General features: G+C 72.0%; 9 protein-coding genes. 5 read left to right on the top strand and 4 right to left on the bottom strand.

Going from position 1 to position 12,253, the window contains the following annotated elements:
- Window positions 1–8: 8 nt before the first annotated feature.
- Complete coding sequence (locus RWH44_RS13255) at window positions 9–2,171, top strand: glycosyl hydrolase 53 family protein (RefSeq protein WP_316004926.1); 2,163 nt, start codon at window positions 9–11, stop codon at window positions 2,169–2,171.
- Window positions 2,172–2,280: 109 nt separating this feature from the next.
- Here the strand turns inward: RWH44_RS13255 and rsmI are convergent, their stop codons facing one another.
- Complete coding sequence (gene rsmI / locus RWH44_RS13250; RefSeq protein ID WP_316004925.1) at window positions 2,281–3,099, bottom strand: 16S rRNA (cytidine(1402)-2'-O)-methyltransferase; 819 nt, start codon at window positions 3,097–3,099, stop codon at window positions 2,281–2,283.
- 23 nt (window positions 3,100–3,122) lie between these two features.
- Here rsmI and RWH44_RS13245 point away from each other — a divergent pair, with 23 nt between their 5' ends.
- On the top strand, window positions 3,123–4,694 hold the full coding sequence (locus tag RWH44_RS13245) for a dolichyl-phosphate-mannose--protein mannosyltransferase (RefSeq protein WP_316004924.1): 1,572 nt from the start codon (window positions 3,123–3,125) through the stop codon (window positions 4,692–4,694).
- A gap of 30 nt (window positions 4,695–4,724) precedes the next feature.
- Entirely contained in the window at window positions 4,725–5,486 is a 762-nt protein-coding gene (locus tag RWH44_RS13240) for an AAA family ATPase (RefSeq protein ID WP_316004923.1), read from the top strand.
- 232 nt (window positions 5,487–5,718) lie between these two features.
- Here RWH44_RS13240 and RWH44_RS13235 read toward each other — a convergent pair whose 3' ends face one another.
- From RWH44_RS13235 to RWH44_RS13225, 3 genes are read right to left on the bottom strand one after another with little or no spacing between them, the layout of a single operon-like run.
- Complete coding sequence (locus tag RWH44_RS13235) at window positions 5,719–7,542, bottom strand: thioredoxin domain-containing protein (RefSeq protein ID WP_316004922.1); 1,824 nt, start codon at window positions 7,540–7,542, stop codon at window positions 5,719–5,721.
- Between the two features lie 19 nt (window positions 7,543–7,561).
- Window positions 7,562–8,398 carry an aldo/keto reductase gene (locus RWH44_RS13230; RefSeq protein WP_298873167.1) on the bottom strand — a complete coding sequence of 279 codons (837 nt, stop codon included), beginning with the start codon at window positions 8,396–8,398 and terminating at the stop codon, window positions 7,562–7,564.
- A gap of 53 nt (window positions 8,399–8,451) precedes the next feature.
- The gene (locus tag RWH44_RS13225) at window positions 8,452–9,846 is read right to left on the bottom strand and encodes an aminotransferase class I/II-fold pyridoxal phosphate-dependent enzyme (protein ID WP_316004921.1); all 1,395 of its coding nucleotides are present in this window, start codon (window positions 9,844–9,846) and stop codon (window positions 8,452–8,454) included.
- Window positions 9,847–9,961: 115 nt separating this feature from the next.
- Between RWH44_RS13225 and RWH44_RS13220 the strand changes: the two genes are divergently transcribed.
- Entirely contained in the window at window positions 9,962–10,810 is an 849-nt protein-coding gene (locus RWH44_RS13220; protein ID WP_316004920.1) for a nitrilase-related carbon-nitrogen hydrolase, read from the top strand.
- Between the two features lie 2 nt (window positions 10,811–10,812).
- Window positions 10,813–12,249: a dihydropyrimidinase gene (hydA, locus tag RWH44_RS13215; protein ID WP_316004919.1), complete on the top strand. Its 1,437-nt coding sequence runs from the start codon at window positions 10,813–10,815 to the stop codon at window positions 12,247–12,249.
- Window positions 12,250–12,253 lie beyond the last annotated feature (4 nt).

Raw genomic sequence — 12,253 nt, 5'->3', positions numbered from 1 at the left:
AGATCCGGATGCCGAAACACCCCCGCAGTACGGCCCTCGCGGCCCTGACCCTCGGTGCTGCCCTCGTGGTGGCGCCCTTGACGGCGGCTCACGCCGCGCCCGAAGCGGAGCCGGTCGAGGCGGGGATAACGGTCCCGCGCGTCGAGAACCTGGCATCCGACTTCGCCCTCGGCGTCGACGTGTCGTCGGTGCTGTCACTCGAGGAGTCGGGCGTCGTGTTCCGCGACGACGAGGGTCGCCCCGCCGACCTGTTCGAGGTGCTCGCCGACCACGGGGTGACCGACGTGCGCGTGCGCGTGTGGAACGATCCGTTCGACGGGGCCGGTCGCGGCTACGGCGGGGGCACGGTCGACGTGGACCGCGCGGTGCGGATCGGCGAGCGCGCAACCGCGGCGGGTCTGGGGGTCGCCGTCGACTTCCACTACTCCGACTTCTGGGCCGACCCTGCGAAGCAGAAGGCGCCGAAGGCGTGGGCGGGGCGGGATGGGGCGGCGATCGCCGCCGCTGTCGGCGACTTCACGCGCGACGCCCTCGCGGAGTTCGTCGCGGCCGGCGTCGACGTGCAGCTGGTGCAGGTCGGCAACGAGACCAACGGTGGGGTGGCCGGGGTGACCGGGTGGCCCGACATGGCCCGCGTGTTCTCGGCCGGAGCCGCCGCCGTTCGCGAGGTCGCTCCCGACGCCCTCGTCGCGGTGCACGTGACCAACCCGGAGCGCCCGGGGCACTACGCGACCTACGCGGCTCAGCTCGACGCCTACGACGTCGACTACGACGTCTTCGCCTCGTCGTACTACCCGTTCTGGCACGGGACGACCGAGAACCTCACCGCCGTTCTGAGGCAGGTGGCCGACACGTACGACAAGAAGGTCATGGTCGCCGAGACCTCCTGGGTGCGGACGCTCGACGACGCGGACGGGCACCCCAACGTGATCGACTCCGCCGCCGAGGCCGAAGCGTACCCGGTGAGCGTCCAAGGCCAGGCCACGGCGTTGCGCGATGTCGTCCAGGCCGTCGCCGACGTCGGCGGCGCGGGGATCGGTGCGTACTACTGGGAGCCCGCGTGGCTGCCCGTAGGCGCGCCCGATCAGCTCGCCCGCAACCGCGTGCTCTGGGAGCGCGACGGCTCGGGCTGGGCGTCGAGCTTCGCGGGCGAGTACGACCCCGACGACGCGGGTGAGTACTTCGGCGGATCGGCGTGGGACAACCAGGCGCTCTTCGCCTCCGACGGCACCCCCGTCGAGTCGCTGCGCACGTTCGAGTACGTCCGCACGGGAGCCGTCGCGCCCCGCGAGGTGACCGGCGTCGACACCGTCCGCCTCGCCCTCACCACGGGCGACGAGCTGCGCCTGCCAGAACGAGTGACCGTGCGCTTCAGCGACGGCACGAGCGAGCAGAGCCGGGTGACGTGGGAGCCCGCGCCCGACCTGTCCCAGCCGGGTGCCTACGAGATCGCCGGAACGACCGCCGACGACCATGCCGCGCTCGCGGTGGTCGCGGTCTCGGCAGAGAACCTGCTGCGCAACCCCGGCTTCGAGGATTCCGACGTCTCGATGTGGGACGTCGAGGGTCCGCTCTCGCTCCGCGCCACCGACGACCCCCGCACGGGCGAGCGCTCGGCCCACTTCTTCGCCGAGGGCGCGGCCTCCTTCATCCTCACGCAGCGCGTCGACGGCCTCCCGGCCGGCCGGTACGTCGCCACCGCCGCCCTGCAGGGCGGGGCTTTCGGCGAGGGAACCGCGACCCTCGAGCTGATCTCGGATGCCGAGACGTCGACCGCCTCGTTCGAGGCCGGCGGGTGGCGGGTGTGGTCGGAACCGCGCACCGGCGAGATCGAGATCGCCGACGGCGAGAGCCTGACCGTGCGGGTGGACGCCGACCTCCCCGCCGGCGCGTGGGGCACGATCGACGACCTCGCGCTGGAGCGCGTGGCCGACGCCGAACCCGGTGAACCGACGCCGGGCGAGCCCACCCCCGCCGAGCCCGGCGGGCCGATCGTGCCGTCGCCGAGCCCGTCCGCCTCGCCGTCGCCGTCCGCCTCGCCGTCCGTCAGCCCGACGCCCGTGCCGGGGCTGGCCCGAACCGGAACGACGCTCCCGCTGGGCCTCGCCGCGGCGGGTCTCCTCGCCCTGGCCGCGGGCACCGGTCTGATGCTGCGACGACGCCGGCATTGACCGTCGCGGGGCCGCCTTGCGGATCGGCCCCGTGAGAAGTCGGGATCCGTCGCCGCGGCGAGCGCCGGACGACGGATCCCGACCCCGCGCGCGAAAAGAATCGGGTGACTCAGCGCTTGACCGCTAGCGCCGCCTGATACAACTCGCGCGAGGAGTGCCCGGTCTGCGACGACACCTCGGCCGCCGCCTCTTTGAGCCGCACTCCCCCGCGCACGAGCTCGAGCGTCTGGGTCACGGCATCCGGGAAGGCCACCTCGCGCGCCGAGGCGCCGCCGACGACGATCGCGATCTCGCCGCGGACGCCCTCGGCCGCCCACGCGGCGAGCTCGGCGAGGGTCCCCCGCTTGACCTCTTCGTAGAGCTTGGTCAGCTCGCGGCAGACGGCGGCGGGACGATCCGCGCCGAACGCCGAAGCGAGGTCGTCGAGAGTGGATGCCAATCGCGACGGCGACTCGAAGAACACCAGCGTCCGTTCCTCCGCCGCCAGCTGCGCGAAGGCCTTGCGGCGCTCACCGGGCTTGCGGCGGGGAAAGCCCTCGAAGGCGAAGCGGTCGGTCGGCAGGCCGGCCACGGCGAGCGCGGTGACGACGGCGCTCGGCCCCGGGATGGCCGTGACCGTGACGCCCGCGGCGGCCGCGGCGGCGACGAGCCCGAAGCCGGGATCGCTCACGGTCGGCATCCCGGCGTCGCTCAGCACGAGCAGGTCGTCGTCGCGGGCGAGCTCGACCAGCTCGGCGGCGCGGTCCTTCTCGTTGTGGTCGTGCAGGGCGATCAGGCGCGGACGGTTCTCGACGCCGAGACCGGCGAGCAGGCGCTGCGTCGTGCGGGTGTCCTCGGCGGCCACGACCGTGGCGTTCTCGAGGGCCTCGATCAGACGCTTCGAGGCGTCGCCCAGGTTGCCGATGGGGGTCGCCGCCAGGATGATCACCGTTCCACCTTAGGCTGGGGGCCGTGAGCACAGCCGTCTCCCCCCTGCTCCCCGCCGGCGAGCAGACGCGACTCGATCGCTGGCGCGACGCGCTGCTGGCGACTCCCCGCGGTATGCGGCTGTGGCGCTGGCTCGCTCCGGCCCTCGTGACCCTCGTCGCCGCGATCCTGCGCCTCGTCGACATCGGCAACCCGCACCAGCTCGTCTTCGACGAGACGTACTACGTCAAAGACGCCTGGAGTCAGTGGGTGCTCGGCTTCCCCTCGACGTGGCCGGACGACGCCGACGCGAGCTTCGCGGCGGGCGACACCGACGTGTTCACCGGGATCGGCAGCTACGTCGTGCATCCGCCCCTGGGCCGAATCCTCATCGGAGCCGGCATGGCGCTGCTCGGACCCGACTCGGCGACGGGGTGGCGCATCTCGGCCGCCGTCATCGGCACGGCGACGGTGTTGGCGATCTACCTTTTCGCCCGGACGCTGACCGGGTCGATCCCGCTGGCCACCGTGGCATCCGGTCTCTTCGCGATCGACGGCCTCGGCATCGTGCTCAGCCGCATCGCGCTGCTCGACATCTTCCTGACGTTCTTCATCGTGCTGACGTTCTGGTTCGTCGCCCTCGATCACCGCCGTTCGGGCGATCGGATCGCCTCTCTCATTGCCGCGCGCGGGCTCGAGCACCCGATGTGGGGGCCGGTCCTCTGGAACCGCCCGTGGCTGGTCGCCGCCGGCGTCGCCGCGGGAGCCGCCACCGCCGTGAAGTGGTCGGGTCTGTACGTGATCGCCGCCGTCGGCGTCTACGCCGTCGTCACCGACGCCCTCGCGCGCCGACGCGCCGGGATCGTGCAGTGGCCGATGGATGCCGTGCGCCAGGGCCTCGCCTCGTTCGTGCTGCTCGTGCCGGTCGCTCTCGTCGTGTACGTGGCGAGCTGGTCGGGGTGGCTCTTCACCACCGGCGGCTACAAGCGCGGGACCCCGGTGGAGGCGACCGGTTTCTGGGCCTGGGTGCCCGAACCGCTGCAGCGGCTGTGGTCGTACCACCAGGAGATGTACGCCTTCCACGTGGGCCTGGTCACCCCGCACAGCTACGCGAGCCCCGCGTGGCAGTGGCCGCTGCTGATCCGTCCCACGTCGATGTACTGGCACCAGGACGACGCGGGCGTCAACGGCTGCACGCTGCCGACGGGGTGCACCGAGGCGATCTCGAGCATCGCGAACCCCATCATCTGGTGGGCGGGGGTCGCGGCATCCCTCTTCCTGCTCGTGCGCTTCGTGATGGTGCGCGACTGGCGGTACGCCCTCGTGCTGACGGGCCTCGCAGCGACCTACGTGCCGTGGCTGCTGTACCCCGAGCGCACGATCTTCCAGTTCTACACGGTCGCGATGCTGCCGTTCCTCGTGCTCGCGCTCGCGTTCACCCTGCGCGAGATCGCGCGGGGGGTGAGGGGCTCGACCCGCCTGAGCGGACAGGTCGTCGTGCTCGCCTTCCTCGCGCTGTGCGTCGTCGTGTCGGCGTTCTGGTACCCCGTGTGGGCGGGACTCCCCGTGCCCTACGAGTTCTGGCGACTGCACAACTGGCTGCCCACCTGGATCTGACGTGGGCGGGGCGGATGCCGAGGGGCGAGCATGACGCGAGGGGATGACTGGCTGCACGACCCGCGCCCCGTGCAGCGGGTCAAGCTCTTCCAGGACGCGCCGGTGGACCCCGGCACCTGGCCCGCGACGGTGCCCGCGGTGGCGCATTTCCTCGAGGTCGCCGGTGCCGACGGATGGGAGTTCGCCCCCGGTGTGACCTTCCTCGTCGGGGAGAACGGGTCGGGCAAGTCGACGCTCATCGAGGGCATCGCCGAGGCCGCGGGGCTTCCCGCGGAGGGCGGGTCGACCAACGGCGGAGGCGAGACACGCCGCACCGAGAGCCCGCTGGGCGAATGGCTGCGGATCGAGCGGAGCCCACGCGCTCCGCGATGGGGCTTCTTCCTGCGGGCCGAGACCATGCACAGCTACTACTCGTGGCGGGAAGACCTGCGCGACGGGGCACGCGACCTCCACGCGATGAGTCACGGCGAGTCGTTCAACGCCCTGCTCGACGAGGCCCTCGACCACGAGCGCTACGTCGCCGGGCTCGCCTGCCTCGACGAACCCGAGGCGGCGCTGTCGTTCTCGTCGACGCTGCGCTGGCTGGCATCCCTGGATCGCATGCGCTCGCGCGGAACGCAGGTGATCTGCGCGACGCACTCCCCCGTTCTGGCCGCCCTGCCGGGAGCGACGATCCTCGAGCTGGGCGACTGGGGCATCCGCGAGAGCGCGTGGGACGACCTCGAGCTGGTGCGGCTGCATCGGGGGTTCTTGGAGGCGCCGGGGAGGTTCCTGCGGCATCTGCTGGAGTGAGGGCGACAGCCGCATCGCGGGGCGACGGGCGCGGCTCAGGAGCGCAGTGCCGATCCGCGAAGATGAGCGCGGACCTTGCAGCCTTCGCCGGAGCATCCGCGGGTTCCCGCCGGCTCGGCAGAACCGCGACGTCTCACGAGCCCGCGAGCCCCCTGCCCGCAACACCACGGGGCCCTCTCTCGCGACGAACCCGCGCGCCGCGTCGTAAGCCGACCGGGATGGGCGGCCCGCCTCAGACCAGCGCCGCCGGATCCGTCGTCGGCAGCGCGCACGTGAACGCGCGGCAGTCGTAGGCCGTTGCCTCGCCGCCCTGGGCGACCTTGCCCTCGAAGAGCTCGAAGCCGGCCGCGGCGAAGGCCTGCGCTTGCGCCGGGGACACCACCGCGACGACGTCGGCGGCGACCCGACGGGCGGCGTCGGCGATCGCGGCATCCGCCTCTCCGACCACGACGACCTGTCGCGGGGCGGTGATGAGCCCGAGGGCGACCTCGAGGACCGCCCCGTGCGCGAGCGGCGAGGCGAGGGCGACCTCGGCGGCGGCGCGCACCAGCGCTTCGGCGGCGTCGCGGTAACGCTCCCCGGCGCCGAGACGCCACAGGTCGAGGGCGGCCGCGGCGAAGACCGACGGTCCGGAGGGCGAGGCGCCATCGGTGGGGACGCCGTGCGGCTGCATGCCCTGCGCGACGAGCACCGCGTCACCACCGCCGGGAGGATGGATGCCGTCGTCGGTGAGGCACAGGTCGAGGAGGGTCCGCGCGCGCTCGGCGTAGGCGACCTCGCCGGTCGCCCGGGCGAGGGCCACCAGGCCGCGCGCGAGGCCGCCGTAGTCCTCGAGGGTCGCGGGCGCGGCGGAGCGGATCTCGTCGAGCGACGCGCGGCGCAGCGTGCCGTCGTCGGCGACGTTGCCCTCGATCACGGCGTCGGCGGCCCAGCGCGCCGCCTCGAGGAAGCGGGGATCGGTGCGGGTGCCCGCGAGGGCGAGAGCAGCGATCGCATGCCCGTTCCAGCCCGTGACGACCTTCGCGTCGAGGGCCGGGGGCTGAAGCCGCGCGCGCTCCTCGGCGGGCAGCCGGTAGTAACCGCCCTCGTTGCGGGCGCCGTCGATGACCGACTCGGAGTCCTGCGCGGCGGCGATCCCGCCGGTGGGCAGCTGCAGGACGTCGACGAGGAAACGCGCGGCGTCGGTTGCGGCCGCCTCGTCGCCCGCGGCGAACGCGACCTCGACGAGGCCGGCGTTGTCGGTGAGCATGCGCTCGAAGTGCGGCACGCTCCAGTCGCGGCGCGTGGCGTAGCGGAAGAAGCCGCCCTCGACGGTGTCGTGCAGGTCGGAGCCGGCCATGGCGGCGAGGGCACGGGATGCCACGCCCGCGGCATCCGGCACCGTCTCGGTCAGAGCGGGGTGCTGCAGGAACCGCAGCACGGGGGTGTTCGGGAACTTGGGCGTCTCGAAAGCCGGCCCCGCGGCGAAGCCGCCGTACTCGCGGTCCTCGCGCGCGGCGATCGCGCGGGCGGCGGAGGCGAGCTGGTCGAGGGCGGGCGGCGCGTCGGCGGGGGCGGTCGCCGCGGCGGCGAGAGCATCGCGGAGCGACGAGCCGGTGGCATCCACTTCACCGCGTCGCTCGGTCCACGCCTCGCGGACCGCGGCGAGCACCTGCCGGAAGGAGGGCTGCGGCGGGCGCGGCGTCGGTGGGAAATACGTGCCGGCGTAGAAGACCCGCCCCTCGGGGCTCGCGAACACGGTCAGGGGCCAACCGAGGTGGGGAGTGAAGGCGCTGGCGGCATCGAGGTAGGCGGCGTCGACGTCGGGGTGCTCTTCGCGGTCGACCTTGATCGACACGAAGCCGTCGTTCAGGGCCGCGGCGGTCTCGGCGTCTTGGAACGACTCCCGCGCCATGACGTGGCACCAGTGACAGGTGCTGTAGCCGATCGAGACCATCACGGGGACATCTCTCTCGGCCGCGAGCGCGAACGCCTCGGCCCCCCACGGGAACCACGCGACGGGATTGTCGGCGTGGGCCCGCAGGTAGGGGCTCGAGGCGTTCGCGAGGCGGTTCATCTGCGCGGGTGCGCCGACCTCAGTTGAGGTCGTCGGGGTGGGTGCCCACGCGGCCCGAGCCGTCGCCCGGGTCGACGGCGTCGATCGCGGCCATCTCGTCGGCGGAGAGCTCGAAGTCGAACAGGTCGAAGTTCTCTTCTAGACGCTCGCGGCGCACCGACTTGGGGAACACGATGAAGCCGTGCTGGATGTGCCAGCGCAGCACGGCCTGGGCGGGGCTCTTGCCGTGCGCCTCTGCGGCATCCTTCACCGCGGGCAGCTCGAACAGGTCGTACTTGCCTTGGCCGAGCGGGCCCCACGATTCGATGTGCATGTCGTGCTCCTGGCCCCAGGCCGCGATCTCGCGCTGGCTGAGGGCGGGGTGCAGCTCGATCTGATCGACGGCGGGGGTGACGCCCGTCTCGGCGACGATGCGATCGAGGTGCGGCACGAGGAAGTTCGAGACGCCGATCGAGCGGGTCTTTCCGGCTTCGCGGATCTCGATCATCTTCTGCCACGCGTGGACGTAGTTGTCGTTCTTCGGCGTGGGCCAGTGGATGAGGTACAGGTCGACGGCGTCGAGCTGGAGCTTCTGCAGGCTCTCGTCGATCGCGGCGAGCGGCTCGTCGCCCTCGTGGCGGTCGTTCCAGAGCTTGGTGGTGATGAAGAGCTCGTCGCGCGCGATGCCGCTGGAGGCGATCGCGCGGCCCACGCCCTCTTCGTTCTTGTAGATGGCGGCGGTGTCGATGTGGCGGTAGCCGACCTCGAGGGCCTCGGAAACGGCGCGCTCGGCGTCGTCGGCGGGCACGAGGAACACGCCGTAGCCGAGCTGGGGGATGGAGTTTCCGTCGTTGAGCTGAACAGAAGGAACGGTCATGGCATCCACCCTAGAAGCCCCCTCCGACACCGGACCCGGGGGTTGACGACCGCCTACGACAGGGGCGGAGCCGCGGCGGCGCGGGCGAGCGCCTCGGCCACGAGACGCACGTTCTCGGTGACCGAGCCCGCGGTCACCCGCACCCTCTGCACCTCGGGCGCGGGGTCGGCGAGGAACGGACGCCCGCCCGCCACCGCGATGCCCTCGGCGGCCAGGTAGACCAGGGCCGCGCGCTCGTCGCGCACCGGGAGCCACAGGTTGATCCCGTCGGGCGCCCCGACGTCGATGCCGAGGCGGCGCAGGGCCGCCGTGAGCCGGTCGAGGCGGTCGCGATAGATCAGCCGGGCGGTGCGCACGGGGGCGATCGAGCGCGGATCGGTGAGCAGCTCCAGGAGCACCGACTGCAGCAGGCGCGAGGTCCAGCCCGGGCCGAGCATGCGGCGACGCACGATCCGCTCGACGATGTCGGCGGGTCCACCGAGAGCGGCGATGCGCAGATCGGGACCGTGCGACTTGCTGAAGCCGCGCACGTGCACGACCTGGGCGGGGATCCATCGCGCCAGGGTGACGGCCGGGGCCGTGGCGATGAGCGCGGAGTGGTCGTCTTCGATGACGGTGACCCCGCGGCCGCCCGGCACCGTCAGCAAAACGTCGGCCAGTCGCCGCGCCCGCTCGACCGACATCGAGACCCCGGTGGGGTTCTGCGCGCGGGTCTGCACGAGCAGCGTCGACGGGCGCTGCGCGAGGGACCGGGCCAGGGCGGCCGGGAGGATGCCGTCGGCGTCGCTCTGCAGCGGGAGCACGACGCCGCCGGTGGCGTCGACGAGGTCGAAGATGTACGGGAATCCGGGCGACTCGACCGCGACCCGGTCGCCGAAGCGCACCACCTGGTCGACCGCGCGGGAGATGCCGTCGAAGGCGCCGTCGACGACGGTGAGCGCCTCGACCGTGGGCACCGGCCAGTCGGCCGCGAGCACCTCATGCAGCTCGGGCAGCACGGGAAGGTCGTGGTAGCGACCGGTGTCGGCGCGCGGGCGCGCGAGCGAGAGGGCGCGCTCGATCGACGGCAGCATCGCCGGGTCGGGGGTGCCGAGCGACAGGTCGAGCCGGATGCCGGCTCCCACCCGTCCCCCGAGTCCCCGCGGCGTGTGAGGGGTCGCCCCGGGCGTCTCGGGGGCGGCCATCCCCCGCACGCGCGGGCTCAGCCACTCCCGCCGCTCCGCGCGGACGAACGTCCCGGCGCGTCCGCGGGAGGTCACGACGCCGGCCTCGGCGAGCGCGCGCCAGGCCGCGGCGACCGTGCCGGTGGACAGGCCCAGCTCGGCGGCCACCTCGCGCACGGTGGGCAGGCGCTCGCCCGGTTCGAGCGTGCCGTCGGTGACGAGGCGGGCGATCTCGGCCGCCAATCCCGCCGCGGAACGCGAGGAGAGAGCCGTGGGCGCGAGCATCGTCCTCCAATTAACGGCGAAGTCACCCGAAGAAATCGTCGGGAAATGTTCAGGCGCGACAGTAACAGAACACGGCCCCCGCCCGGCGCGGGCCCGGCACGGACGAGGAGAACCCATGACGACGGTGCGAGCGGCGATCACGCAGACCACGTGGACCGGTGACAAGGAATCGATGCTCGACAAGCACGAGCAGTTCGCCCGCGACGCCGCGGCCCGCGGGGCGGAGGTGGTGTGCTTCCAGGAGCTGTTCTACGGCCCCTACTTCGGCATCACGCAGGACCAGAAGTACTACCGCTACGCCGAGCCCGTCGACGGCCCGATCGTGCAGCGCTTCGCCGCCCTCGCGAAGGAGCTGGGCCTGGTGAGCGTTCTCCCCATTTATGAGGAGGCCCAGACCGGGGTCTACTACAACACCTCGGTGCTCGTCGACGCCGACGGCACCGTGCTCGGCAGCTACCGCAAGAACCACATCCCGCACCTCGACAAGTTCTGGGAGAAGTTCTACTTCCGCCCGGGGAACCTCGGCTACCCCGTCTTCGACACCGCCGTCGGCAAGGTCGGCATGTACATCTGCTACGACCGGCACTTCCCCGAGGGCTGGCGCGAGCTCGGACTGAACGGCGCCCACATGGTCTTCAACCCCAACGCCACCAAGCCGGGCCTGTCGAACCGCCTGTGGGAGGTCGAGGGTCCGTGCGCGGCGGTTGCCAACGGCTACTTCGTGCTGCAGCCGAACCGGGTGGGCCGCGAGGACAACGAGTACGGCGAGGATGCCGTCACCTTCTACGGCACGAGCCAGGTCATCGACCCGCGGGGGAACCACGTCGGTGCCGTGGGCTCGGCCGAGCACGAGGAGATCCTCATCCGCGACCTCGACATGGACCTCGTGCAGCAGATGCGCGACGACTGGCAGTTCTACCGCGACCGCCGTCCCGACACCTACGGCGAGATCGTGGAGGCCTGACGATGGCCACCACCCTGCTCACGGGAGGCACCGTCGTCTCGGCGACGGGCCGCACCGCCGCCGACGTGCTCCTCGACGGCGAGACGATCGCCGCGGTCCTCGCGCCGGGGTCGACCCTGCTGGGCCACGACCTCGCGGCATCCGTCGACACCGTCATCGACGCCACGGGCAAGTACGTCATCCCCGGCGGGATCGACGCGCACACGCACATGCAGCTGCCCTTCGGCGGGACGAGCGCGTCCGACACCTTCGAGACGGGCACCCGGGCTGCGGCCTGGGGCGGGACGACCACGATGGTCGACTTCGCCGTGCAGCGCGCCGGCGAGCGCGTGCAGGACGGCCTGGCCCACTGGCACGAGCTCGCCGCGGGCAACTGCGCGATCGATTACGGCTTCCACCAGATCGTCGGAGGGGTGGATGCCGACTCCCTCGCGGCCCTGCCCGGACTCATCGACGAGGGCATCTCGAGCTTCAAGATGTTCATGGCCTACCCCGGCGTCTTCTACGCCGACGACGCCCAGATCCTGCGCGCGATGCAGGTCGCGGCCGACACCGGGCTCTTGACGATGATGCACGCGGAGAACGGCCCCGTCATCGACGTGCTGGCCGAGCAGCTCATCGAGAAGGGCAAGACCTCGCCGTACTTCCACGGCGTCGCCCGCGCGTGGCAGATGGAGGAGGAGGCCACGCATCGCGCGATCATGCTGTCGCACCTGACCGGGGCGCCGCTGTACGTCGTGCACGTGAGCGCCAAGCAGGCCGTCGAGCAGCTCGCGTGGGCCCGCGACAACGGCCAGAACGTCTTCGGCGAGACGTGCCCGCAGTACCTCTACCTCTCGCTCGAAGACCAGCTCGGCGCCTCGAGCGAGGAGTGGGGCGACTTCGAGGGAGCCAAGTGGGTGTGCTCGACCCCGCTGCGCTCGAAGCACGAGGGCCACCAGCACCACATGTGGCAGGCGCTTCGCACCAACGACATCCAGATGGTCTCCACCGACCACTGCCCGTTCTGCATGAAGGACCAGAAGACCCTCGGCCAGGGGGACTTCCGGGCCATCCCCAACGGCATCGGCTCGGTCGAACACCGCTTAGACCTCATGTACCAGGGCGTCGTGACGGGACAGATCACCCTCGAGCGCTGGGTGGAGCTGACCAGCACGACGCCGGCGCGCATGTTCGGCATGTACGGCAAGAAGGGCGTCATCGCCCCGGGAGCGGATGCCGACATCGTCGTCTACGACCCTTCGGGGCACACGTCCATCGGCGTCGGCAAGACGCACCACATGAACATGGACCACTCCGCGTGGGAGGGCTACGAGATCGACGGGCACGTCGACACGGTCATCTCGCGCGGGAAGGTCGTCGTCGACGACGGCGCCTACCTCGGCACCAAGGGCGACGGCCGCTTCGTCAAGCGCGGCCTCAGCCAGTACCTGATCTGAGCGG

The sequence above is a fragment of the Microbacterium phycohabitans genome, from assembly GCF_032464935.1.
GTDB classification, from domain to species: domain Bacteria; phylum Actinomycetota; class Actinomycetes; order Actinomycetales; family Microbacteriaceae; genus Microbacterium; species Microbacterium phycohabitans.
This window is presented reverse-complemented; position numbering and strand designations above follow the sequence as displayed.